Source organism: Bradyrhizobium sp. DOA1 (assembly GCF_001593325.1).
In the GTDB taxonomy this organism is placed as follows: domain Bacteria; phylum Pseudomonadota; class Alphaproteobacteria; order Rhizobiales; family Xanthobacteraceae; genus Bradyrhizobium.
This window is the reverse complement of sequence record NZ_JXJM01000001.1, coordinates 3,733,090-3,755,558: the sequence shown is the minus strand read 5'-3', so window position 1 is coordinate 3,755,558 and position 22,469 is coordinate 3,733,090. Positions and strand designations below refer to the sequence as shown.

Genomic DNA, 22,469 nt, shown 5'->3' with positions numbered 1-22,469 from the left:
GCCGAAATCACCCTCGATAAGGTGTCCGAGTTCACGCCACCGTTTTTCTACCAGGGGAATGAGTTTACTCCCATGGATGGGCCTCTCATTTCCGCCTAACTCTCGAAGTGCATCCTTGATGACATCAGCTAATCGCATTGCTCCTCCGCCGATATTCTGCTCTGCCGGCGTGGCTTTCGTCACGTCGTGACGCAGTTAGCGCGTTCATCTCACCGGCTTGTCTCGTGATTTAGGTTCTAGTGAACAGTGACTCCGGCTGGAGGCGTCTCCGGCCCGCTATTATCCGTTCGAGGGCTGAAAGACATGCCGGCCAGAAACCCAGGCAGAATCTTCGCACTCTCCCGCGTTTCCCCGCCGGCACGCAGGTAGGTCACCTCCTTTGGTATCTCCACGGCCACGAAGTGTCGGCTCTGGCTATAGGCGTAGAAGCTGAAGGTGGACTTCGCGTCAATGTTATCGATCACGACTGTTCTGTCGGAAGCGTCCACTACGTCGCCCGAAACAGTGGATGCGGGATTGTCTTTCGGGACTACGGCCGCGCGGAATTCTTGCTTGAACACCATAACGACGTTGAAGATTGGGAAGTCGGCGTAGTTGGTAATATCGCAGCGTGAAACCAGCGAGATCTCGCGCTCTTTGAACCATTCCCACTTCTCTCCCGGCTGACCGTGGCGCGTGCCTAATCCCCATGCTTCAGCGCCGACTTCTTGCTTGCTGATGATATCCATCGTGAATACCTGCCCGGAGGCTGGAACCGTCGAGGGCAGTTTCGCGAGATCGCACTTGAAGAGAAGGGCTGCGGGCCCCTGAACAGGTTGACTGGTTGACGTCGCCGGCTGCGACTTCGCCTTCCAAGCGTCCCATGCATCCTTCAAAATGTAACCCGCCATCGGAACGACGACCGCTCCGATAGCGGCCAAAAACCCGCCAAGAACGAAACGCGCAATGATCGGCCAGCCATCAAGCATGGAGCGCCTCTGGTTCAACTTATGTCGTCAGTCTTCTAGCACGGAAGAGTAGCACGCTCCGGTCGCTTCCACCGGTTTTCGCCAAATGTTGGTAAGTGCGAGCTGTTTGAAAATAAATATTGCGCGGCCAACTCATTGGGGTGATTCGCTTCTCGCAGTTAGTGGCGGCTTACATTTCGCTTTTAGCGAACTTACTGCCCTGGCTAGTTTCTCGCAAATCGCGCATCTGGATTCCCGTGCATCACCAACATGGGCTGACAGATGACCACCGACCTTGGGACGTTCATTCCCACCTCGACTTACAACGATCTCGTCACCGCGCTGATTGCGATCGATCACCGCAATCCCTTCAGTGAGGGCAGTCGCGCAGCCCACGAGTGGCGCGAGAACGAGATCAAGCTTGTGCTCGGCATGATCGGCGATATCTGGCCGCTGGAGATTCGCGGGGACCTGATCATTGACGCTCTGGAGCATGCCGACCGGCAATAGAACCTGATCCGCGTGGCATTTGCGCAGCATCGCTCTTTGTAACATTCTGCAACACTTCGTGATCGCAAAGCGCCGATTGTCCTACATCGCCCTGACTATAGGGCCGAATGGGTGAGCGGCTTTAGTCGCGCTGCTCGTCTTCTCCTCTGTCAGTGACTCAGCCGGCGGCGCATCCGCCGGCTGATCTGTCAGGGGAGCGATCAATCCAACTGCTGACAAGGAGAGAAGTGAATGCCCAGGAAGCCGAAGGAGACACCGGAGGATAGGTTGCATCGCGTTATGAGCTTTTGGCACAAGACGTCGGTGAAGGAGCTAGAGCGAATCCGGCGAGTGGAAGAATGGAGAGCTCTGTATGTGCGGGTGATGATGGCGACGTCACCGACTCTGGTCGAGAAGGCGTCCCTCCAGGAGCTCGAACGGATCGATGATTGGATAAAGGAACAGTTCGATCTCTTGGAGGAAGCTGCATGAGCGACGTCCTAGAGGGAACGGTCGGCCCGAAATCGGGCCTCATAGCCGATTGGTATTTTGATGGTCAGCTTGTCTACCTGGAGCATTCTCGATACCGAACCGCGCCGTGCAGACCTCTTCCGGGCAAGACGCCCGAAGGAACGGCGGAATGGATGCTCGCTGAGCTAGCGACGGCAATAAAGCTCGGCACGGCCAAGCCACGTTAGCATCGCGACCTATTGCCCAAATCGATCCCTCGCGCTTAGATTGCGCGAGGGAGCTTTTATGTCAGCAGTATCATATATTATTTGTGGGACGGCGATCGGCTCTTGTGAGCACGTTCCGAGCACCAAGGCCGAGTATGACAGTTGCGTCTCTGCGGTCGGGGGTATCGACGAGATCACAGCCGTCGAAGAAAATTACGAGAGCCTGATCGAGAACTACGTCGAATGGGAGAGCGCGATCAGCCAGCACACTCTTCAGCAGATGATCTCTTTCCGGGCCGACTACGACCAACTGCAAGCTGCACGGAAACTTATTGCTCGAAGGCTCGCCAACCTACTGACTTCCGCTCGTCTATATCTCGACACACTTCCTAAGGCCATAAAGAAGATTTTTGCGGCCGACGACGCCGCCGAAATGGAAGCCAAAGTCAAACAGGAAACAAATTTACAGTATGACGCATGTCTTGCTTACCGGGTGATGGAGGCGCTTCGCAACTACGCCCAGCATGCCGCCCTACCTATCCATGGTGTCACTACCCACGCGTTGTGGGATCGAGTGGACCAGCCGACTAGCATGACGTTCGCAGTGTTACCAACTGTCGATCGTGAGCGCCTCGCTCAAGATGGCCAATTCAAAAAATCTGTGTTGCTGGAGATATCTCAGCTTGGGCAGATCGAATTTAAGCCGATGGTTCGCGAATACATTGAGGGCGTCTCAGCGGTCCACGACAAGTTCCGAAAAATGACGGATTCAAAGAGAAGGGCCTGGGTCGCACAATTGGCGACAAGCGAGGCCCGCTTCACTAGTTGCGTTCCGAACCCTCAATATCCTGCGCCCCTTTCTATCTTGCCGATTGATGAAGATGGCACCCAGGCTGGCGAGCCCGTGTATATTTCGGGGCCCATGGTGGAATACCTCGAACACATGCAAAAGAAGTATTTCACGATGGTCAACTTTGCTAAGCGCCGCGTTGATTTTTAGAAGCCATATTTTATCGCCTCGATCATTGCCACGCGATCCCGCAGCGGTCCCTCTGGTAGCACGCCATAGCGTCCTGTCGTGCTCGCCTTGGTGTGCCCCAACAGCACACCATGCTGCTCATCGAGGTAGCCCGCCGCACGGAAGGCATCCGCGACATTGTGTCGGAAGCTATGGAAGTTGACGCGCCTATCCACTTTCACGCCGACGGCTTTGAAATAGCCATTGAAGAATTTCGAGGCCTCGCCGAAGTAGCCGCGCTTGTCGCGTGCGGCTTCTGGAAATAGTCGCTGCTCGCCACGCGCGGCCACGCTGACATGATAGTCGATGAAGCCCAGCTCGATCAGCCTGGAATGCACCGGCACCACGCGCATTGACCCGCCGGTCTTGGTCGATTTGGCCGACCCGTCCTCATCCTCATCGCCGACCTCGGTGATATGAAAGATCCACACTCCGTGAAGCTGCCGCACGTCGGCTGTCAGCAACTGGCACAGCTCGCCCAGGCGTGCGCCCGAATAGATCGCGATCAACGGAATCCAGTAGCGCCAATCTCTGATCGCCACATTGCCCGGCTTGTGCTCGGCACCGTCGCCAAGGCAGGTGCCGAACAGTGGTGAATTGAAGATCGTCTTGAGCTGATCGTCTGTGAACGGGAAGCGGTTCTTCCGTCGCTTGTCGATCGACAGATACATGCCGCTCATCACGTCATCGTCGATATACTCGTTCTGCAAGAGCCATCGCGCAAAGCTGCCGAGCGCTGCCAGATATTTGTTGATCGACTTCTGGCTGATCGTCGGCTTTTTGACGGTCTCGTTCGCCTCGATCACCTTGCGGAACGACATGCCCTCGAATGCCTTGCTGTCCGCCGCCTTGACCGGCCAGCGCGCCAGCTCCTGCTTCCAGTTGCGCACCGCTTTGCGCGTGATCACCGAGACGTGCGAGGCTTCGCCGACGAATTCAGCGAATAGCTTCACAATTTTGCGGTTCTGATCCCAGGTGTCCGGCCGCGCGTCGCCAATGCGCTCAGCTTTGAACTTGTCGTAAAGCTCCATCAGGGTTTCACCCGGCGCGGCAACCCGCTTGCCCTGCGTGAGATCGGCCGGCACGACGATCGGGTCAGACGGGACACCGGCCCAGTTGCCGGCGTCGCGTTCGGCGGCTCGCTCCAAGACCTCGATCTGCGCGCGCTGCAATCGCTGGCATAGATCGCGATAGGCCGGCGAGCCCTTGGCGACCAGAAGCCGCTCGCTCTGGATCACCTCATCAGCCTTCCATTCGATCAGCGCCGTCTCGCCCGTGGCGAGGTGCTTCCGCAACTCGACAAGCTGGATAGCCCGCCGTTCGCGGTCGAGCTTCGCCGCATCCCTCATGACAATCAGATCAATGGTCGCGTTGAGCTGCACCAACGGATCACCGGACCATGGGACGCGGCCCGCCTCGATATCGGTTGCGAGCTTGCCCTTTGCTTCCTGGATCACCGCGTCGGTCGGCATCGCCGCGCGCGCCCGGCCGTCTTGGTCGAGCCCGGTTTGGTAGTGGGACCACACGGCAGTCTGAAGATCGGCCGGGGAGGGCTCTCGGCGCTGCTCCAGGTCAGCGAAGCGAGCGCGGAATGAAGCGATCACCGGCGCGGCTCTATCACGTGCCTGCCTGGGGTCGCTGGTCTTGAGTGACTGCCAAATCTCTTTGCGCTTGAGCACCGGCTGGAGCTTCAGCGGCACGCCAACGCGGACGTAGTAGGACGTGCGACCCGGACGTTTTTGGATGTTCGTGGCGATCGACATTCGAGTCCTCGTAACCGTGGCTCGTAACCACTACTCGTAACCGCTCGACCTGAAAAGCCGTTTTGAATCATGCCTTTGTTGAAATTGTTGAATTTTTGCTGGGGGTCCCCAGGGTCCAGGTTCCCCAGCCAGCTCCCCGACGATAGCCGTCCGAGCCTTCTGCGAGTCCGCGTGGAATGGTCGTCCTTATGCACGCTTGGCGTCCCGCAGCAGCGGGTGAGCGCAAAGAAGCCGCGGCCGGGGCGCGCGATTGGCCGTGCCGCCGGTCGCGACCGTTTGCCTCATCAGAAGATCGCATTTTCGTGTCGGATCGCCGCGTACTCCATCGTCCTTGAGGCACATAACCCAAGGAGATCCGTGATGCCCTATGTCGATGGTTTCGTGCTCGCCGTGCCCAAGGACAACATCGAAGCCTACAAGGCTATGGCGACGACAGCCTGCGCGATCTGGATGGAGCACGGCGCGCTCGACTATGTCGAATGCATAGGTGACGACGTTCCCTATGGCGAACTCACCTCGTTCCCACGCGCGGTGATCGCGAAGGAGGACGAGGTCGTCATCTTCGCCTGGATCGTTTATCGTGACCGGGAGAGCCGCGACGCCATCAACAAGAAGGTGATGGAGGACCCACGGCTGAAGATGGACGGCATGCCGTTCGACGGCAAGCGCATGATCTACGGCGGTTTCACGACGCTGCTCCGGGCGAACGACATCGTGACCTGATGATACCCCTTACTTGATCTTGTCGTAGGCCGCCGCGAAATCGTTCAGCGGCATCGGGATCGCGATCGTCTCCTTGGCCATGTTCTGGAAGGAGACCCTGAGCTGCTTGCCTGACCGCAAGGCGGTGAGCAGGTCGGGCGCGACCGGCGTCGAGGCGTAGCAGCCTCGGTTCTCGCAGGTCTGGATCTGGAGATCGAACGTCTTGCCCTCGTCGACCTGGAGCTTGGCGCCGACGGGAAGGTTGAGGCCGAGCGGCAATTGAAGCAGCGCAATCGGCGTGCGTGTATCGGGCGCGATGCGGATGTTGATCAGGATCACGGTCTGGCCTGTCTTGGTCAGCACCGCGTTCTGCTCCATCGCGCATTCGAGCGGCGCCTCGCGGCTCGGGCTGGTACAGCGCACGATCCAGCCGGGCTGTCCCGGTGTGCCGTCCGCCGGCGCTTGCGTCGGGGCAGCCGCGGGCTGCGCGGCCGGTGCAGCAGGAGCGGCGTTCTTCTTGGCGCCCTGCTGGGCAAACGCGACGCCGTTCGACAACAGGACGGCGGCGGCGAGGGCGGCAAGTCTGGATTGCATGAGCATGGCGAAACCGCGTTGGCGTGAACCGAAAGTCCCGCTGTAGCGTCGCGGGAGGCGCGGCGCAAGCTTACTCGGCGGCTTCCTTGACCGTGCCGTGCGCGGGCGTCTCGTCGCCTTCGCCGTCACCCGAGCGGCCCCAGGTCGAGAACCAGTTGTTGAGCTTGTCGAGATAGAGATAGACGACCGGCGTCGTGAACAGCGTCAGCGCCTGGCTGACGATCAGGCCGCCGACCATGGCGTAGCCGAGCGGCTGGCGGATCTCCGCGCCGGTGCCGTGACCGAGCATCAGCGGCACGCCCCCCAGCAGCGCGGCCATCGTCGTCATCATGATCGGCCGGAAGCGCAGCAGCGCCGCCTGGCGGATCGATTCTTCCGGCGTCTTGTGCTCGTCGCGCTCGGCCGCGATCGCGAAGTCGACCATCATGATGCCGTTCTTCTTCACGATGCCGATCAGCAGAATGATTCCGATCAATGCAATGAGGCTGAAGTCGAAGCCCGCCGCCATCAGGATCGCGAGCGCGCCGACGCCGGCCGAGGGCAGGGTCGACAGGATCGTGAGCGGATGGATGTAGCTCTCGTAGAGAATGCCGAGGATCAGATAGACCACGACGAGAGCCGCCAGGATCAACAGCGGCACGGTGCCGAGCGATTGCTGGAACGCCTGCGCGGTGCCCTGGAAGCTGGAATTGAGCGTCGGCGGCGTGCCGAGCTCGGCCATCGCCCGCTGCACGGCCTCAGTTGCCTGCCCGAGCGCGACGCCTTGAGCCAGGTTGAAGCTGATCGTGATCGACGGGAACTGGCCCTGATGGCTGATCGACAGCGGACGGACCGGATCGGTGCTCCAGGTTGCGAAGGTCGACAGCGGCACCTGCTCGCCGGTCAAGGGTGATTTCAGATAGAGCTTGTTCAAGGTTTCGAGATCGCCCTGCAATTCAGGCAGGACTTCCAAGATGACCTTGTAGGTGTTGAGCTGCGTGAAATACTGCGTCACCTGCCGCTGTCCGAAGGAGTCGTACAGCGTGTCATCGATTAACTGCGGCTGGATGCCGTAGCGCGAGGCAGTGTCGCGGTTGATCTTGAGCTGGACGGTGGTGCCCTGCGTCTGCTGGTCGGTCGCTACGTCACGCAGCTGCGGCAGCGTTTGCATCTTGGCGAGGATCTTCGGCGCCCATTCGTTGAGCTCGTCGAGATTGGCGTCCTGCAGCGTGAACTCGAACTGGGTGCGGGTCGGGCGGCCGCCGAGCCGGACGTCCTGGGCCGCCTGCATGTAGAGGCGGGCGCCCTCGACCTTGTCGAATTGCGGGCGCAGCCGTGCGATGATCTGCTGCGCCGAGGCGTCGCGCTGTTCGCGGGGCTTCAGCGTGATGTACAGATTGCCGTTGTTGCCGGCGCGGCCGCTGCCGCCGATCGACATGGCAACACTGGCGACGTCGGGATCGGCCAGGATGATTTTGCCAAGCTGCTCCTGGCGTCTGACCATCTCCTTGAACGAAATGTCCTGCGAGGCTTCGGAAGTCGCCGTGATCAGGCCGACGTCTTGCTGCGGGAAGAAGCCCTTTGGGATCAAAACGAACAGGTAGATCGACAATCCGAGCGTCGCGAAGAAGATTGCCAGCGTGGTGCGGCGCCAGGCGAGGGCGTGGTCCAGAACATACTCATAGCCGCGCAGCAAGCCGTCGAAGGCGCGCTCGCTCCATTGGTAGAGCTTGCCGTGGGTGACTTCGCCGTGAGCGCGCAGGAAGCGCGAAGCCATCATCGGCGTCAGCGTCAGCGACACGAACATCGAGACGAAGATGGTCATCGCCAACACCACGGCGAACTCGCGGAACAGGCGCCCGATGATACCGCCCATCAGCAAAAGGGGGATCAGCACCGCGACCAGCGAGATGCTGATCGAGACGATGGTGAAGCCGATTTCCTTGGAGCCCTTGAAGGCGGCCTCCATCGGCGAGTAGCCTTCTTCGATGTAGCGGGTGATGTTCTCGAGCATCACGATGGCGTCGTCGACGACGAAACCGACTGCGATGGTGAGTGCCATCAGCGACAAATTGTCGAGCGAATAGCCGACCGGCCACATCAAGGCGCACGCGCCCAATAGCGCCAATGGCACCGTCACGGTGGGAATGACGGTGGCCCAGAAGCTACGCAGGAAGATGAAGATGACCATGACCACGAGGGCGATGGTCAACAGCAGCGTGAACTGGACGTCTTCGACCGCGGCGCGGATCGTCGCGGTGCGGTCGCTGATCAGCTCGATTTTGATGGCGGGCGGAATGGCGGCCACCAGCCGGGGCAGGGTGGCCTTGATGCGGTCGACCGTCTCGATGACGTTTGCGCCGGGCTGCTTGAAGATGACAAGGAATACGCCGCGCTTGCCATTGGCCCAGGCCGCCTGCTTGGCGTCTTCGGCGGCTCTGACCGCCTGGCCAATGTCGCGGATTCGGAGCGGGCCGCCATTGCGATAGGCGATGATGACGTCGTTCCAGTCCTTGGCGTCGGTGAGCTGATCGTTGGCGTAAATCGTGTACGCGCGTTTGGGGCCGTCGATATTGCCCTTGGGGCTATCGACCGTGGTGATGGCGATCTGGCTGCGCACGTCCTCCATCGAGAGGCCTTTGGCGACGAGTTTCGCCGGGTCGATCTGAATGCGGATCGACGGTTTCTGCTGGCCGCCGATGAACACTTGCGCGACGCCGGAGAGCTGGCTGATCTGCTGGGCGAGCTGGGCGTCGACGGCGTCGCTGACGCTGGTCAAGGGCAGCGTGTCGGACGTTGCCGACAGCAGCAGGATCGGGGCGTCCGCCGGGTTGACCTTGCGATAGGTCGGCGGCGAGGGCAGGTTCTTCGGCAATTGGCCGCTGGCCGCGTTGATGGCGCCCTGGACGTCGTTGGCGGCGCCGTCGATGCTGCGATTGAGGTCGAACTGGATGGTGATCGACGCCGTGCCCAGATAGCTCGTCGAGGTCATCTGTGCGATGCCTGGAATCTGGGCGAATTGCCGCTCGAGCGGCTGTGCCACCGACGAGGCCATCGTCTCGGGGCTGCCGCCCGGCAAATTGGCGGTGATCTGGATGGTCGGGAAGTCCACCTGCGGCAGCGGCGCGACCGGCAGCAGAGGGTAGGCGACGAGGCCGACGAACAGAATGCCGGCCATCAGCAGCGAGGTGCCGATGGGATAACGGATGAAAGGTGCCGAAATCCCGCCGCCGATCATTCCTGTCGAACCTTTTTCTGGGCCGGATCCGAACTCGCCACCGCTGTCGAGACGACGCTTCCGGGCTGGACCTTGAATTGACCGCCGGTGATGACCTGCTGCCCGGGGGTCAGGCCTTCATCGACGACGGAACGTCCATCGATGGCATAACGGACCTTGATCTTGTGCAGCTCGGCCTTGTTGTCCTGATTGACGGTATAAGCGTAAAGACCATTCGTCGAATGCTGGACCGCATCATCGGGAACCACCGTGGCATCCTTCAGCGTCCGCACCAGAAGCCGCGTCGAAACGGACTGCCCCGGCCACAGCGCGTGGTCCTTGTTCTCGAACACCGCTTTGAGCCGGATCGTCCCGCTGGTGGTGTCGACCTGGTTGTTGATGACGGCGAGCTTGCCCTCGGCCAGCGTCTTCTTGCCGTCCGTCGTGAAGGCGATGACCTTGAGCGCGCCGTCCTTCTGGCCTTCGCTGATATAGGGGAGCTGGTCCTCTGGCGCCGTGAAGATCACTGAGATCGGCTCGACCTGTGAGATCGTGACGATGCCCGTCTGCGTCGAGGCGTTGACGATGTTGCCGACGTCCACTTGGCGGAGCCCAGCGACGCCCGTGATCGGCGCCTTGATCTGCGTGTAGTCGAGCTGGGTCTGGGCGTTGACGATCGCGGCTTCGTCGCCGGCGATCTGGGCGGTGAGCTGAGCGACGGTGGAGCGCTGGGTGTCGACCCGTTGTGCGGTGGAGAATTCGCCAAGCTTCATGGCGCGCTGGAGCTCGAGATTGGCGTTGGCGAGGCTCGCCTCGTCCTGCGCCTTCTTGGCCTTGGCCTGGTCGAGCGCGGCCTGATAGGGGCGGGGATCGATCGAGACCAGAAGCTCCCCCTGCTGGACGATCTGGCCCTCTTTAAACTCAAGCCTGGTGATCTGCCCGTCCACCCGGCTGCGGACCTGGACGGTATTGAAGCCCTGAACCGTGCCGAGACCGGTCAGGTAGACCGGGAAGTCGGTCTTCTGGACCGGCGCAACGCTGACGGGCACGGCGGACGGCCGAGGCGGCGCCTTCAGTGCTGTCCGGGTCGTTCCGGCCGAGCCGAATTTCTCCCACCCATAGTAACCTGCGGAGGCCACGGCCGCGATGATCAGAATCCAGAGGATCGGCCGGGACTTTTTCATATCGTCTCGTGTCGGCTCTTGTGCCCTAACTTACGAATTATGGGGCAATCGTACGGTTCCAGCGGGCTTGTATAATACACGCCAAGTTCCAGTGTAAACAGCACTATCGGTCGAGAATCCTAAACAATTGGAAAGCTTTGCACCGCTTGGAGCAGTCGCTGGCGCGGGCGTGCGCAGTATTGCATTTCCATCCGTGCGCCCGATGCGGCGTGTCTCCGTCGAACAATGCACGCTGACGGTGTGCGCCGTGCAGGTCGAAGCGTTGCGAGAACGGTTCTAAATCGCGCGCAGGCGGTTTCGGTTGTCAGGAAATTCGGCATCGTCCATATCGGCGCCGCCACGAAGGGAGCGCAAGGAATGGACGAACTGAACGGCAAGTTGATCGCGTGTCAGATCCTGATCACGGGGCTGATCGCGCGCGTCGCCAACGAGCAGCACGATCCCTTGCGCTTCCTCACCGACTTTCGCGACGAGATCAAAGCCGTCGTCAACGGCGTCAACATCGCGGGCATGGACAGCACCGATCGCGTGCGTGCGGTCGCGCAGAAGACTGTCGACGAGTTGTTCTCGCTGATGAAGCCGCCGAGCAGCGACTGAGTGGGGTTCGGGCACCTCGACTGTTTGAAATCTCAGCACGGCCGATCTGGACAAATTCAAATCTGCGGACGGGCGAGTTGCATTGACCTGATTTTGCTCGACCGATAGGACCGCGTTGTTGTCGGCAGCTCCGTTTCGATCACGCGCATCACTCAGTGCGCTGATGGAAGCGTTGCGGAGCGCGGCAATCGAAATGCAGATTAGAACGCTTCAACTTTAGAATCGTTTGAAGCTGCGGCGGCCGTCGAGATTAGAATTGTTTTGAAATGGACGGATTCAGTCGGAATGTTGCCCTGATCGCGTTGACCCCTGTTCACACGCCCGATAGCACCGTTGCGTCGAGTTGTCGCAATGCGACCAATCGTCGTGCAATAGTGGGGCGTGAAATGGGGAATATGAGGTCACCGCGGTCGTTGCGTTCGGCCGCGTCAAGAAAGTCTATAGACAAGAATTTCGATGCTGCCGCGGGCAAGACAGTCTCCGCCGTTGCAAGCTTCCTCGCCGTCGCGACGGTGTCGAGCGGCGCTGAGGCGCAGCAGTCGAGCCTGCCCCCGGTGACGGTCGATGCTCCTGTGCAGCGTCCGCGTCCGGTGACGTCGAAGCCTTCGCCGGAGCAGGTTCGCGCCCGCAACGCGCTGCGCCGTGCCGCGCAGCGACAGCAGGCCCGTCAGACGGCACCCACCACGCCGTCCGGACCGCCCGATGGCAATCCCTATGCCGATCCTGCCGCGCCCTACAAGGTCGACCACGTCCAGGCCTCGGGCAAGTTTCCCGAGAAGATGCTGAACACGCCGAAGTCCATCACGGTGCTCAGCAAGGAAGTGCTCGAGGACAAGAACGCGACGACGCTGAAGGAGATCGGGCGATCGACCGCGGGCGTCACGCTGGGCTCGGGCGAGGGCGGCAACGCGTTCGGCGACCGCTTCTTCATTCGCGGTTTCGACGCACGCAACGACGTCTTCATCGACGGGATCCGCGATCCCGCCGTCTCGATCCGCGAGAACTTCTTCACCGAGCAGATCGAGATCCTGCGCGGACCGGCATCCTCCTATGCCGGCCGCGGCACCGCCGGCGGCGCCATCAACATCGTCACCAAGCAGGCGGGTGATCGCAACTTCCAGCGCGTGGATTCCGAGTTCGGCACCGACATGACCAAGCGCGTCACGCTCGACGTCAACCAGGTCATCGACCCGACCTTCTCGGTGCGCACCGGCGGCCTGTTCCAGGACGCCAACGTCGCCGGTCGCAACTACGTGACCGACAATCGCTGGGGCAGCTTCATCTCGACCAAGTACACCCCAACGAGCGACATCAAGATCACGACGAACTACGTCCACACCGATCTCAGCGGTCTGCCCGATTTCGGCGTGCCCTATTACAAGCAGGGCAACGTGCCGGTGACCTCGGCCGGCATTCCGCGCGGCAACTGGTACGGCTTCCTCAACCGCGACTTCCAGACCGCGCGGCAGGATTTCGGCACCGGCACGATCGAGTACCGGGTCAACGAGGCGATCACGCTCACGAGCAAGGTGCGCGGCGAGCACTCGGTGCTCAACTACATCGGTACGCTGCCGCAGAACCCGAACACGACCAGCCCCAATCCGCTGCTCTGGACCACGACGGCGAGCGCGCAGAGCCGCTACCAGAACGTTGACGTCTGGGCCAACCAGAACGAGGCCACGTTCAAGCTCGACACCGGCGGGGTCAAGCATACCGCGGTGTTCGGCGTCGAATACTCGAACGAGAACATCTCGATCGACCGTTATGCCGGCCTTGCATCGGAGCTCAACGGCGCCGGCTTCACGAGCAATGGCGCCGTCCAGAACGTCAATCTCTACTCTCCGCAGTTCACCTACATTCCCTTCGGCATACCGTCGCTGGTCGGCAATCCGACGCGCTATGGCGTTAACACCAGCAGCGTCTATGTCATGGACACTGCGAACTGGCAGGACACGATCATCGTCAATGGCGGCGTCCGCTATGACGGCTATAGCCAGAGCGCGTCGAACAATGCGAGCTATGTGAAGCAGAACGCCGACCTGGTGAACTACAACGTCGGCCTGGTTTACAAGCCGATGTCGATTGGCAGCATCTATGCGGCCTATGCGACCTCGGCCAACCCGTTCGGTTCGGAGCTTGACGCGACCGCCACCGATTACGGCGGTGTTCCCCCCAACGCGACGCTCTTGCTCGGGCCCGAGCGCAACAAGGCGATCGAGCTCGGCACCAAATGGGAGCTTGCCGATCGCCACCTGCTGGTGACCGGTGCGCTTTTCCAGACCACCAAGGACAATGCGCGCGAGACCAATGCCGCAGGTCTGCTCACCGCCAACGCGGCCTACCGTATCCAGGGCATCGACATCGAAGCCGAAGGCAAGATCACCGATCGCTGGAGCATCTTCGGTGGCCTGGTCCTGATGCAGTCGAAGGTCACGCAGAGCAACATTCCCACCAACATCGGCCTCCAGCTCGCCAACATCGCGCACCAGTCGTTCAGCATGCTGACCAAGTACAAGTTCGACGGCGGCTGGGAGCTTGGCGGGCAGGCGGTGTATCGCTCCAAGGTCTATGGCGGCACCTTTGCGGCCAACACCAACGAGCTGCCGAGCTATTGGCGTTTTGACGCCTTCGTCGAGAAGAAGATCGACCAGAACTGGACCATGAAGTTCTACGCGCAGAACCTCACCAACAAGCTCTATTACGACTCGTTCTATCGCAGCAACGTGCCGTTCGTGGCGGTCGCGCCGGGGCGGGCCTTCTACGTCGTCACGACAGCGAAGTTCTGATCATGTTGACCTGCCTGCCTGGCATTCTCAGCAAGCATGATGTGGCGGATTTTCGCCGCATCATGGATGCCAGCGCATGGGAGGACGGCCGGTCGACTGCGGGTGCGCAGTCGGCCATGGTCAAGCGTAACGAGCAGTTGCCGCCGGATGGCGAGGTCGCGCGCAAGCTCGGCAACCGCATCATCTCGGCGTTGACGTCGAACCCGCGCTTCGTCGCGGCGGCGATCCCGCTCCAGATCTTCCCGCCGCTGTTCAACCGCTATGCGGCGAGCAGCGGCCACCATTTCGGCCTGCATGTCGACAATGCGATCCGCGGCGACCGCTTGACCGGCCTTCGCATCCGCACGGACCTGTCGGTCACGCTGTTCCTCGCCGAGCCGGACGAGTACGACGGTGGCGAACTTGTGATCGAGGACACCTACGGTTCGCACGAAGTCAAGTTGCCGGCCGGCGACTGCGTGCTCTATCCAGCGACCAGCCTGCATCTCGTCACGCCGGTGACGCGCGGAACGCGGGTTGCGTCTTTCTTCTGGCTTCAGAGCATGATACGGGACGATCAAGCTCGCAGCATGATCTTTGACCTCGACACCGCGATTCAGGCGCTGGTGGAACGGCTCGGGCGTGACGATCCCGAAACGGTCAAATTGACGGGTATCTATCACAACCTCATTCGCTACTGGGCCGAACTATGAAGAGCATGACCTTCCAAGCAAGCCTTGCCGCCGCCGCGATGCTGGCGGCCGTCTGGCTCGTTTCGCCTGTTTCCGCCCAGACACAAACTCCGCCGGCACCGGCGCAATCGGCACCGGCCGGTCCGGCTCCGGCGGCGCCGGCAGCCACCGCACCCAATGCCCCGGCGCCTTCTTCGACGGCAACCGTGCCCGCTGCTCCAACGGCGTCCCCCGCGGCTACGGCGTCGACGACCGCCAAGCTCGATGCAGCGGCTGCCGCCCCGGCCATGAAGGAATTGTCGCCCTGGGTGATGTTCATGTCGGCGGACATCGTCGTGAAGGCGGTGATGGTCGGGCTCGCCTTCGCCTCGTTGATGACCTGGACCGTCTTCATCGCCAAGTCGCTCGAGCTGTCGGTCGCCTCCAGCAAGCTTCGTTCGGCACTGAAGAAGACCGCAGAAGCGCGCTCGCTCGCGGAAGCTCAGATGGCCCTCGGAGCCAAGGAGGGAATCCTGCCGTCCTTCCTCGCCGCCGCGCTGCGCGAGGCGCGTATGTCGGCCGGCCTCTCCAGCGATGCCGGCATCAAGGAGCGTGCGGCCTCGAGCTTCCAGGAGATCGTGCGTGCGGAGCAGCGGCGCATCCGCATCGGCATGGGCGTGCTCGCGACCATCGGCTCCACGTCGCCCTTCGTCGGCCTGTTCGGCACGGTCTGGGGCATCATGAACAGCTTCATCGGCATCTCGAAATCGCAGACGACGAACCTCGCCGTGGTTGCGCCCGGCATCGCCGAGGCGCTGCTCGCCACGGCGATCGGCCTCGTCGCCGCCATCCCCGCCGTCATCATCTACAATCATTTCGCACGCGTGACGAAAGGCTATCTCGAGCTCGTCAGCCGCGCCTCGGGCGCAGCGGGTCGGCTGCTCTCGCGCGATCTCGACCGCAGCCACGGCAGCGTGCATTCACGCGCAGCGGAGTGAGCCATGGGCGTTTCACTCGCAGACAACGACGGCGAAGACGACGATTTCTCGGAAACGCATGACATCAACGTCACGCCGTTCATCGACGTGATCCTGGTGCTGCTGATCATCTTCATGGTCGCAGCTCCGCTTTCGACCGTCGATTTGCCGATCGATCTGCCGACGTCGAGCGCGACGCCGCAGAAGAAGCCGGACAAGCCGACCTATCTCAGCATCAAGCCGGATCTGACGCTTGCGATCGGAGAGAACCCGGTCCATCGGCCCGAGCTGATCGGCACCCTCGACGGCATGTCCGACATGAGCAAGGATAAGTACGTCTTCCTGCGTGCCGACAAGTCGGTGCCGTATGGGGAGTTGATGGGGGTCATGGAGCTCCTGCGCTCAGGCGGCTATACGCGGGTGAAGCTGGTGGCGCTGGAAGGCGCCCCGGGGGCACCTGCGGCCGGCGCTGGTCAGCCTTGAGAAGACGCGCGATGCCGAACGAAGCTGGACCCTCCCGGAAGCTTTGGATCTTTGCAGCGGTGGCTGCGCTGGCGCTTCATCTCGGTGGCGCCGCGCTCGCGCTGGCGCATCTGCAGGCCGACGACGACGGCGATGGCCTTGGCGCGGCCGGCGCCGAGTTCGCCGTCGAGATGGCTTCGCCAAAGGCGCCCGAGACCGACCTTCCGCCGGGGCCTGACAGCGAAGCGATGCAGGAGCAGCAGGCGCTCCCCGAGCAAAAGGCCGAGACCAAGGAAACCGAGCTGCCGAAGGATCAGTCGCAAGAGGTCGAGGATCCCGATCGCGTCGTCACCGAGACCATCTCGAAGAAGCCGCAGGACGAGGATCCGAAGATCGCGGCGGTCGAGACTCCCGCCGCCGAGGCATCGCCGCAATCGGTTGCGACGGCACGGCAGACGCTCGATGAAGACGCGCGGGAGGCCGAGAAGGCGCTGGCGCCGGTGCTTGGCCTCGGCAAGGACATCCTCAAGATCACGGCCGACTGGAATCGCAAGATCAGTGCGCATCTGACAGCCCACAAGGTCAATCCGGAGGGCAAGCAGCCCAATAACCAGAAGGTCAAGGTGAGCTTTGCGATCAATCGCAGAGGCAACGTGCTGTCGGTCGACGTCGTGGAGTCGTCCGGAGACGCCGCTTACGATGCGGCCGCGGTCTCGATCGTCCGCAAGTCCGATCCCATTCCCCAGCCGCCCGCCGGGCTGACCGACGACCGCTTCGAGCGCACCGTCGACATCATCTTCACGCCGCCGGACGCCAAGAAAAAGAAGAACACGGCTCAGCGCCAGTAGAGGCGGATGCCGACATAGACCACGACCAGGCAGGCGAAGATCAGCGCCACAGGCAGCGGCCGCTTCTGGGTTCCAGCGGCTGTGCCCGCTCCGAAAAAGCTGGTGGTCTTCGGCCTCGGTGCCGGGCGGCGGAAGGCGGTAACATTGTCTTGCGCGGTTTCAGGCGGACGGGGGCGGACGTCAGGCGGGGTTCCAGCGCCGCCCATCTCGGCATAATAGGCCTTGTAGATCGCGCCGATGGTAGCCTCGGTGGCCTCGCCCTCGCTCAGCTGTGCCAAGAGGTTCTTGTAGCTTGCGAGGAACTCCTGGGCCTCCGGAGGGAGCGCGGACGACCCATTGAGCTTGGCCATCATCTTCCAGGTGGCAAAATCCGCGCGGGCGCGGGTATCGGCGCGTCGCGCGATCAGCATATCGGCAGCTTTGACCAAGTCGGCCTCGGGCCCTTCGGCTTGTGTTCGGGTGTCGCCGTCAACTACGTATTGCCGGTCAGGAAGAGAACAGCCTGAATCACATATCCGGTCAACGTCCGCAGTATTGCTGAAATAACATCAAGATTTAGACCGAACTGCGAACCCGCCAGCGGCAGCAGGATCAACAGGCCGATTAGGATCAGCATCCCAAACGGCTCGAGCCGGGCCAGGGGCACGGCGAGCGGCCGCGGCAGCAGTCCGACCGCGACCCGGCCGCCGTCGAGCGGCGGAATCGGCATCATGTTGAAGACCGCGAGCACCGCGTTGATGATGAGGGCATTCTTGAGGTTGTCGGCAACCCATTTCGCCGCGCTCGCGGGCACCAGGGGCAGGGCATGGAAGGCGAGCGCGGTGGCGAGTGCCAGCAGGATGTTGGTGGCGGGCCCGGCCAGCGCCACCCAGACCATGTCGAGCCGGGGGTTGTTCAGCTTGCGGAAGTTCACCGGCACCGGCTTGGCGTAGCCGAACAGGAACGGCGAATGCGCGAATAGCAGCATCGCCGGCAGGATCACGGTGCCGAACGGGTCGATATGCCTGAGTGGATTGAAGCTGACCCGGCCGAGCTGCGAGGCCGTGTTGTCGCCGAGCCGATCCGCGACGAAGGCGTGCGCGGCCTCGTGGAAGGTGATGGCGAGCACCAGCGGCAGCACCCAGACGGAAAGATCATAAAAGGAAATGTTCACGGCTCGTTGGTCCCGGTTGGCTCGCGGCTTCGCAGCCGTTCCAGCCGAACCGGCGGTGCAGCAGCGCTCCAGCTCAACATAGGGTGGCCGGTTCCGAAATGCCACGCTGCAAAATCACTGACCCGGTGCGCCGCCGTGCGGTCGCGCAAATTCACGCCGGAATCGTCGTCTGATACTGCGTCAGTGCGTCGTCAATCTTCACCCAGGCGAGCTTTTCCGAGACCCAGATGTGCTCGGTCGGCGCGAAGGCGTTGCGATCGTCGAAGGTGGCCAGCGCGACGCCGGCGAGCGTTCCGTTGCGGCGCCAGGCGAACAGCCGCGTGCCGCACTGTTTGCAGAACACGCGGTCGATGTTCTCGGAGGACGCGTAGCGGGCAGTCTCGCCATCAACGCTGAGCGCGCGTTGGTCGAACTGCGCGCGGGCGAAGTAGGGCGAGCCCATCGCCTTCTGACAGATGCGGCAATGGCAGATGCGGACGTTGAGCGGCTCGCCCTCCGCCTTGAACCGCACCGCGCCGCACAGGCATCCGCCCTCCCGGATCATGATGACCTCAATAGGTTGCGCGTCCGCCCGAGATGTCGAAGACGGCGCCGGTCGAGAACGCGCAGTCCTCCGATGCAAGCCAGCTCACCATCGCGGCGAGCTCCTCCACCAACACGAAGCGCGCCTTCGGGATCTTCGACAGCATGAAGTCGATATGCTGCTGCGTCATCTGGTCGAAGATCGCGGTCTTTGCCGCTGCCGGCGTCACTGCGTTGACGAGGATGTCGTGAGCGGCGAGCTCCTTGCCGAGTGACTTCGTCAGCGCGATCAGGCCGGCCTTGGACGCCGAATAATGCGAGGCGTTCGGATTGCCTTCCTTGCCGGCGATCGAGGCGATGTTCACGATCCTCCCGTACTTCTGCTTGAGCATCACGGGCACGATCGCCTTGCAGACCATGAAGGGACCATCGAGGTTGATGCGCAGAACTTTCCGCCATTCCTCGAGGTCAGTCTCCCAGACCGGCTTGTTGACGCCGGCGATGCCGGCATTGTTGACGAGGATGTCGATCTTGCCGAACGCGGCCAGCGTGGCGTCGCGAGCCTGCTCGACCGCAGCGGTGTCGGTGACGTCGACCTTGAACACGCGGGCGCTGTCGCCGATTTCTTTCGCGGTCTTCTCAGCGAGCGTCGCATCGAAATCCCAGATCGCGACCTTGGCGCCGGAGGCGACGAAGCGCTCGGTGATGGCGCGGCCAAAGCCCTGTGCGCCGCCGGTGACGACGGCAACGCGCCCATTGAGATCGATCTTGTTCATGCCGGGTGCCCCAAGCGTCAGAGCATGTAGCCGCCGTCGACCACGAGGTCGACGCCGGTGGTGAAGGCGCTCTCGTCGCTGCCGAGATAGACCGCCATGGATGCGATCTCCTCGGCGGTGCCGAGCCGGCCCATCTTCTGGCGAGAGATGAACATCTCCTTGCCCTGCGGCCCTTGCGCGGCGGCGCGGTCGAGCATCGATGGCGTCTCGACGGTGCCGGGGCAGATCGAGTTGCAGCGGATGCCCTTGGTGATGAAGTCCAGCGCGACGGCGCGCGACAGCAGCGACACCGCCGCCTTCGACGAGCTGTAAACATAGCGGTTCGCCGGCGGCCGCAGCGCGGCGCAGGACGAGATGTTCACGATGCTGCCGCCGCCACCCGCGATCATGTCGGGCAGGAATGCCTTGATGGTCCGGTGCATCGATTTGACGTTGAGGTCGAACGAGAAGTCGAAATCCTCCTCCGAGCATTCCAGGATGGTGCCGTGATGCACGAAGCCCGCAGCATTGAGCAGGATGTCGATCTTGCCGACGCGCTTGGCGAAGGCGTTGACGTCGGCGGTATTGCGGACGTCGAGCTTGGCGACCTCGGCCACGCCTTCCTTGGTCAGGCTCGCGATGCCGGCTTCGTTGATGTCGGTGGCGATGACGGTTGCGCCCTCACGCGCGAAAGCGACGGCGCATGCGCGCCCGATGCCTGCCGCAGCCGCCGTGACGACGGCGCGCTTTCCTTTGAGGCGGTCTGCCATTTTATTCTCCCTTGTATTCATTCGAATGCTCACCCCGCGTCATTGCGAGGAGCGAAGCGACGAAGCAATCCAGGACTGTCGCCGCGGGGATATCTCTGGATTGCTTCGCTTCGCTCGCAATGACGGTTTGGCTGCTAGTGATTATCCCGCGCCACGCCGAACGTGCCGGCGACGTTCTGATACCGCGTGGCGAGCTCCATGCAGGCGCCGGTGGATTGCTGGCCGACGGTATTGCGATAGATCTCCTGCCAAGGCGTCTGGTTCGCCGGATGCTTGAAACCGCCGCTGGCCATCAGCTCGGCATGGCGCTTCTTCACCTCGTCGTCCGAAATCAGGATGTTGGCGCTGCCCTTGTTGAGGTCGATGCGCACCTTGTCGCCGGTCCGCAGGATCGCGAGTCCGCCATTGGCGGCGGCTTCCGGCGAGGCGTTCAGGATCGACGGCGAGCCCGAGGTGCCGGACTGGCGGCCATCGCCGATGCAGGGCAGGGACAGGATGCCGCGTTTGATCAGCGCCGCCGGCGGCTGCATGTTCACGACCTCGGCGCCGCCGGGATAGCCGATCGGCCCGGTGCCGCGGATGAACAGCACGCAGCGCTCGTCGATGTCGAGTGAGGGATCGTCGATCCGCTCGTGATAGTCCTCCGGCCCCTCGAACACGATGGCACGGCCTTCGAAGGCGTTGAGATCCTTGGAGTTGCTGAGATAGCGGTCGCGGAATTCCTTCGAGATCACGCTGGTTTTCATGATCGCGGAATCGAACAGATTGCCCTTCAGCACCAGGAAGCCGGCGTCCTTCACCAGCGGCTTGTCGTAAGCCCAGATCACGTCGTTGTCGGGCGCGGGCGCATTCTTGCAGTTCTCGCCGATGCCGCGGCCATTGACCGTGACCGCATCCTCATGGATGCGCTTGTGCTTCATCAGCTCGCGCACCACGGCCGGCACGCCGCCGGCGCGGTGGAATTCCTCGCCGAGATAGAAGCCGGCCGGCTGCATGTTGACCAGCAGCGGCACGTCATGGCCGAATTTCTGCCAATCCTCGATCGAGAGCTCGACGCCGATGTGGCGGGCCAGTGCGTTGATGTGGATCGGCGCGTTGGTGGAGCCGCCGATCGCCGAATTGATCACGATGCAATTCTCGAACGCCTTGCGGGTCAGGATGTCCGATGGCTTCAGATCCTCCCAGACCATCTCGACGATGCGCTTGCCGGTCTCGTAGGCGATCTGGCCGCGCTCGCGATACGGAGCGGGGATCGCCGCACAGCCCGGCAGCGAGAAGCCCAGGGCTTCGGCGAGCCCGTTCATGGTCGATGCGGTCCCCATGGTGTTGCAATGGCCGACCGAGGGGGCCGAGGAGGCCACGATCTCCATGAACTCCTCATAGTCGATCTCGCCGGCAGCAAGCCGCTCGCGCGACTTCCAGACGATGGTACCGGAGCCTGTGCGCTCGCCGGCGTGCCAGCCGTTGAGCATCGGGCCGCCCGACAGCACGATGGCCGGCAGGTTGACGGTCGCCGCCGCCATCATGCAGGCCGGCGTGGTCTTGTCGCAGCCGGTGGTCAGCACCACGCCGTCGAGCGGATAGCCGTAGAGAATTTCGACGAGGCCCAGATAGGCGAGATTGCGGTCGAGCGCCGCGGTCGGGCGCTTGCCGGTCTCCTGGATTGGGTGGGTCGGGAATTCCATCGCAATGCCGCCGGCCTCGCGGATGCCCTCGCGGACGCGATGGGCGAGCTCGATATGGTGGCGGTTGCAGGGGGAGAGGTCGTTGCCGGTCTGGGCGATGCCGATGATCGGCTTGCCCGATTGAAGCTCGGCACGGGTGAGGCCGTAGTTCAGATAGCGCTCCATATAGAGCGCGGTCATGCCCGGATTATGCGGGTTGTTGAACCATTCCTGCGAGCGGAGGTGGCGGCGAGCGCCGTTGCCGGCAGCGTGCCCATTGGTTGGCTTTTTTGTCATTGGTCTCTCCTGCAATGCAAACGCACTTGCGTCCGTTTCACTCGCGTCCGCTTCAAGTGTCGGCTTGTGCGATGCCCAGCGGCGCGAGCGCCGGTCTGCCGGCCCGCTGGCGGGTCATTTCCTCACAAGTGCGATACTAGTCATGGCTACTTGGTAACGCTACCATTTTGTTCACCGTACTGGCACTGGAAGCGACCGGCCTGCTGTCCGAACGCCGCGCCGACGAGCTTTGCCGCTCGATCACCTTAAAGCCGAGATCGAGCACCGGCTGCTCCGGGCGACGCCCGTCGATCGCCTCGATCAGCATGGTTGCAGCCGTCTTCCCCATCTCATAGCGATTGGTGCGCACGCTGGTGAGGGTGGGGACGGCTGACGCCATGAATTCGAGGTCGTTGAATCCGACGATCGCGATCTGTTC

At 62.3% G+C, this 22,469-nt stretch carries 23 protein-coding genes; 11 read left to right on the top strand and 12 right to left on the bottom strand.

The window, feature by feature from the left end; all coding sequences use genetic code 11:
- Nucleotides 1-236 precede the first annotated feature (236 nt).
- Nucleotides 237-968 (bottom strand): hypothetical protein, encoded by a 732-nt coding sequence (locus SE91_RS17900; protein WP_061848514.1) that lies wholly within the window; start codon nucleotides 966-968, stop codon nucleotides 237-239.
- A gap of 261 nt (nucleotides 969-1,229) precedes the next feature.
- Here SE91_RS17900 and SE91_RS17895 point away from each other — a divergent pair, with 261 nt between their 5' ends.
- From SE91_RS17895 to SE91_RS17885, 4 genes are all read left to right on the top strand, one after another.
- The gene (locus SE91_RS17895) at nucleotides 1,230-1,457 is read left to right on the top strand and encodes a hypothetical protein (protein ID WP_061848513.1); all 228 of its coding nucleotides are present in this window, start codon (nucleotides 1,230-1,232) and stop codon (nucleotides 1,455-1,457) included.
- Between the two features lie 231 nt (nucleotides 1,458-1,688).
- Nucleotides 1,689-1,928 carry a hypothetical protein gene (locus SE91_RS17890; RefSeq protein ID WP_061848512.1) on the top strand — a complete coding sequence of 80 codons (240 nt, stop codon included), beginning with the start codon at nucleotides 1,689-1,691 and terminating at the stop codon, nucleotides 1,926-1,928.
- Complete coding sequence (locus tag SE91_RS36360) at nucleotides 1,925-2,134, top strand: hypothetical protein (RefSeq protein WP_156489664.1); 210 nt, start codon at nucleotides 1,925-1,927, stop codon at nucleotides 2,132-2,134. Before SE91_RS17890 ends, SE91_RS36360 begins: the two co-directional genes overlap by 4 nt.
- A gap of 58 nt (nucleotides 2,135-2,192) precedes the next feature.
- Complete coding sequence (locus tag SE91_RS17885) at nucleotides 2,193-3,113, top strand: hypothetical protein (RefSeq protein ID WP_061848511.1); 921 nt, start codon at nucleotides 2,193-2,195, stop codon at nucleotides 3,111-3,113.
- On the opposite strand, the gene SE91_RS17880 is transcribed toward SE91_RS17885, so the two are convergent.
- The gene (locus tag SE91_RS17880) at nucleotides 3,110-4,894 is read right to left on the bottom strand and encodes a site-specific integrase (protein ID WP_061848510.1); all 1,785 of its coding nucleotides are present in this window, start codon (nucleotides 4,892-4,894) and stop codon (nucleotides 3,110-3,112) included. The two genes, SE91_RS17885 and SE91_RS17880, sit on opposite strands and share 4 nt — an antisense overlap.
- Nucleotides 4,895-5,254: 360 nt before the next feature.
- On the opposite strand from SE91_RS17880, the gene SE91_RS17875 reads away from it, so the two are divergent.
- Complete coding sequence (locus SE91_RS17875) at nucleotides 5,255-5,617, top strand: DUF1428 domain-containing protein (protein WP_061848509.1); 363 nt, start codon at nucleotides 5,255-5,257, stop codon at nucleotides 5,615-5,617.
- A gap of 9 nt (nucleotides 5,618-5,626) precedes the next feature.
- On the opposite strand, the gene SE91_RS17870 is transcribed toward SE91_RS17875, so the two are convergent.
- The 3 genes from SE91_RS17870 to SE91_RS17860 form a co-directional block, all read right to left on the bottom strand.
- Nucleotides 5,627-6,196 carry an invasion associated locus B family protein gene (locus tag SE91_RS17870; RefSeq protein ID WP_061848508.1) on the bottom strand — a complete coding sequence of 190 codons (570 nt, stop codon included), beginning with the start codon at nucleotides 6,194-6,196 and terminating at the stop codon, nucleotides 5,627-5,629.
- A gap of 64 nt (nucleotides 6,197-6,260) precedes the next feature.
- Nucleotides 6,261-9,407: a multidrug efflux RND transporter permease subunit gene (locus tag SE91_RS17865; protein ID WP_061848507.1), complete on the bottom strand. Its 3,147-nt coding sequence runs from the start codon at nucleotides 9,405-9,407 to the stop codon at nucleotides 6,261-6,263.
- On the bottom strand, nucleotides 9,404-10,570 hold the full coding sequence (locus SE91_RS17860; protein WP_061848506.1) for an efflux RND transporter periplasmic adaptor subunit: 1,167 nt from the start codon (nucleotides 10,568-10,570) through the stop codon (nucleotides 9,404-9,406). The genes SE91_RS17865 and SE91_RS17860 overlap by 4 nt, the downstream gene beginning before the upstream one ends.
- Nucleotides 10,571-10,927: 357 nt before the next feature.
- Here SE91_RS17860 and SE91_RS17855 point away from each other — a divergent pair, with 357 nt between their 5' ends.
- The 6 genes from SE91_RS17855 (at nucleotide 10,928) to SE91_RS17830 (ending at nucleotide 16,890) form a co-directional block, all read left to right on the top strand.
- Complete coding sequence (locus SE91_RS17855) at nucleotides 10,928-11,167, top strand: hypothetical protein (protein ID WP_008552445.1); 240 nt, start codon at nucleotides 10,928-10,930, stop codon at nucleotides 11,165-11,167.
- Between the two features lie 386 nt (nucleotides 11,168-11,553).
- Nucleotides 11,554-13,953, top strand: a complete 2,400-nt coding sequence (locus tag SE91_RS17850) for a TonB-dependent receptor (protein WP_061848505.1) — start codon at nucleotides 11,554-11,556, stop codon at nucleotides 13,951-13,953.
- A gap of 2 nt (nucleotides 13,954-13,955) precedes the next feature.
- Complete coding sequence (locus SE91_RS17845; RefSeq protein ID WP_061848504.1) at nucleotides 13,956-14,645, top strand: Fe2+-dependent dioxygenase; 690 nt, start codon at nucleotides 13,956-13,958, stop codon at nucleotides 14,643-14,645.
- Nucleotides 14,642-15,601 carry a tonB-system energizer ExbB gene (gene exbB, locus SE91_RS17840; protein ID WP_061848503.1) on the top strand — a complete coding sequence of 320 codons (960 nt, stop codon included), beginning with the start codon at nucleotides 14,642-14,644 and terminating at the stop codon, nucleotides 15,599-15,601. Before SE91_RS17845 ends, exbB begins: the two co-directional genes overlap by 4 nt.
- Nucleotides 15,602-15,604: 3 nt before the next feature.
- Entirely contained in the window at nucleotides 15,605-16,063 is a 459-nt protein-coding gene (gene exbD / locus SE91_RS17835; protein WP_061848502.1) for a TonB system transport protein ExbD, read from the top strand.
- An 11-nt stretch (nucleotides 16,064-16,074) separates the two neighbouring features.
- Nucleotides 16,075-16,890, top strand: coding sequence for an energy transducer TonB (locus SE91_RS17830; RefSeq protein ID WP_061848501.1), 816 nt, complete (start codon nucleotides 16,075-16,077; stop codon nucleotides 16,888-16,890).
- On the opposite strand, the gene SE91_RS17825 is transcribed toward SE91_RS17830, so the two are convergent.
- From SE91_RS17825 to SE91_RS17795, 7 genes are all read right to left on the bottom strand, one after another.
- Nucleotides 16,878-17,300 (bottom strand): hypothetical protein, encoded by a 423-nt coding sequence (locus tag SE91_RS17825; RefSeq protein WP_061848500.1) that lies wholly within the window; start codon nucleotides 17,298-17,300, stop codon nucleotides 16,878-16,880. The two genes, SE91_RS17830 and SE91_RS17825, sit on opposite strands and share 13 nt — an antisense overlap.
- 62 nt (nucleotides 17,301-17,362) lie before the next feature.
- Nucleotides 17,363-18,043, bottom strand: a complete 681-nt coding sequence (locus tag SE91_RS17820; RefSeq protein WP_060735792.1) for a site-2 protease family protein — start codon at nucleotides 18,041-18,043, stop codon at nucleotides 17,363-17,365.
- Between the two features lie 151 nt (nucleotides 18,044-18,194).
- Entirely contained in the window at nucleotides 18,195-18,587 is a 393-nt protein-coding gene (locus SE91_RS17815; protein ID WP_008552412.1) for a GFA family protein, read from the bottom strand.
- A gap of 7 nt (nucleotides 18,588-18,594) precedes the next feature.
- Nucleotides 18,595-19,341, bottom strand: coding sequence for an SDR family NAD(P)-dependent oxidoreductase (locus SE91_RS17810; protein ID WP_061848499.1), 747 nt, complete (start codon nucleotides 19,339-19,341; stop codon nucleotides 18,595-18,597).
- A 17-nt stretch (nucleotides 19,342-19,358) separates the two neighbouring features.
- Complete coding sequence (locus SE91_RS17805; RefSeq protein ID WP_061848498.1) at nucleotides 19,359-20,090, bottom strand: SDR family oxidoreductase; 732 nt, start codon at nucleotides 20,088-20,090, stop codon at nucleotides 19,359-19,361.
- Nucleotides 20,091-20,224: 134 nt separating this feature from the next.
- Nucleotides 20,225-22,051 carry an IlvD/Edd family dehydratase gene (locus SE91_RS17800; protein ID WP_061848497.1) on the bottom strand — a complete coding sequence of 609 codons (1,827 nt, stop codon included), beginning with the start codon at nucleotides 22,049-22,051 and terminating at the stop codon, nucleotides 20,225-20,227.
- Nucleotides 22,052-22,187: 136 nt separating this feature from the next.
- Nucleotides 22,188-22,469, bottom strand: a 282-nt coding sequence (locus SE91_RS17795; RefSeq protein WP_197489480.1) for a substrate-binding domain-containing protein, incomplete at its 5' end; no start/stop codon positions are given.

What these genes read in the sequence shown, in the direction of transcription:
- SE91_RS17895 (WP_061848513.1), top strand. Translation starts at nt 1,230, where the DNA reads ATGACCACCGACCTTGGGACGTTCATTCCCACCTCGACTTACAACGAT.
- SE91_RS17845 (WP_061848504.1), top strand. Translation starts at nt 13,956, where the DNA reads ATGTTGACCTGCCTGCCTGGCATTCTCAGCAAGCATGATGTGGCGGAT.
- SE91_RS17875 (WP_061848509.1), top strand. Translation starts at nt 5,255, where the DNA reads ATGCCCTATGTCGATGGTTTCGTGCTCGCCGTGCCCAAGGACAACATC.
- SE91_RS17855 (WP_008552445.1), top strand. Translation starts at nt 10,928, where the DNA reads ATGGACGAACTGAACGGCAAGTTGATCGCGTGTCAGATCCTGATCACG.
- SE91_RS17900 (WP_061848514.1), bottom strand. Translation starts at nt 968, where the DNA reads ATGCTTGATGGCTGGCCGATCATTGCGCGTTTCGTTCTTGGCGGGTTT.
- SE91_RS17880 (WP_061848510.1), bottom strand. Translation starts at nt 4,894, where the DNA reads ATGTCGATCGCCACGAACATCCAAAAACGTCCGGGTCGCACGTCCTAC.
- SE91_RS17850 (WP_061848505.1), top strand. Translation starts at nt 11,554, where the DNA reads ATGGGGAATATGAGGTCACCGCGGTCGTTGCGTTCGGCCGCGTCAAGA.
- SE91_RS17870 (WP_061848508.1), bottom strand. Translation starts at nt 6,196, where the DNA reads ATGCTCATGCAATCCAGACTTGCCGCCCTCGCCGCCGCCGTCCTGTTG.
- SE91_RS17865 (WP_061848507.1), bottom strand. Translation starts at nt 9,407, where the DNA reads ATGATCGGCGGCGGGATTTCGGCACCTTTCATCCGTTATCCCATCGGC.
- exbD (WP_061848502.1), top strand. Translation starts at nt 15,605, where the DNA reads ATGGGCGTTTCACTCGCAGACAACGACGGCGAAGACGACGATTTCTCG.
- SE91_RS17810 (WP_061848499.1), bottom strand. Translation starts at nt 19,341, where the DNA reads ATGAACAAGATCGATCTCAATGGGCGCGTTGCCGTCGTCACCGGCGGC.
- SE91_RS17890 (WP_061848512.1), top strand. Translation starts at nt 1,689, where the DNA reads ATGCCCAGGAAGCCGAAGGAGACACCGGAGGATAGGTTGCATCGCGTT.
- exbB (WP_061848503.1), top strand. Translation starts at nt 14,642, where the DNA reads ATGAAGAGCATGACCTTCCAAGCAAGCCTTGCCGCCGCCGCGATGCTG.
- SE91_RS17825 (WP_061848500.1), bottom strand. Translation starts at nt 17,300, where the DNA reads ATGCTGATCGCGCGACGCGCCGATACCCGCGCCCGCGCGGATTTTGCC.
- SE91_RS17800 (WP_061848497.1), bottom strand. Translation starts at nt 22,051, where the DNA reads ATGACAAAAAAGCCAACCAATGGGCACGCTGCCGGCAACGGCGCTCGC.
- SE91_RS36360 (WP_156489664.1), top strand. Translation starts at nt 1,925, where the DNA reads ATGAGCGACGTCCTAGAGGGAACGGTCGGCCCGAAATCGGGCCTCATA.
- SE91_RS17860 (WP_061848506.1), bottom strand. Translation starts at nt 10,570, where the DNA reads ATGAAAAAGTCCCGGCCGATCCTCTGGATTCTGATCATCGCGGCCGTG.
- SE91_RS17885 (WP_061848511.1), top strand. Translation starts at nt 2,193, where the DNA reads ATGTCAGCAGTATCATATATTATTTGTGGGACGGCGATCGGCTCTTGT.
- SE91_RS17805 (WP_061848498.1), bottom strand. Translation starts at nt 20,090, where the DNA reads ATGGCAGACCGCCTCAAAGGAAAGCGCGCCGTCGTCACGGCGGCTGCG.
- SE91_RS17815 (WP_008552412.1), bottom strand. Translation starts at nt 18,587, where the DNA reads ATGATCCGGGAGGGCGGATGCCTGTGCGGCGCGGTGCGGTTCAAGGCG.
- SE91_RS17830 (WP_061848501.1), top strand. Translation starts at nt 16,075, where the DNA reads ATGCCGAACGAAGCTGGACCCTCCCGGAAGCTTTGGATCTTTGCAGCG.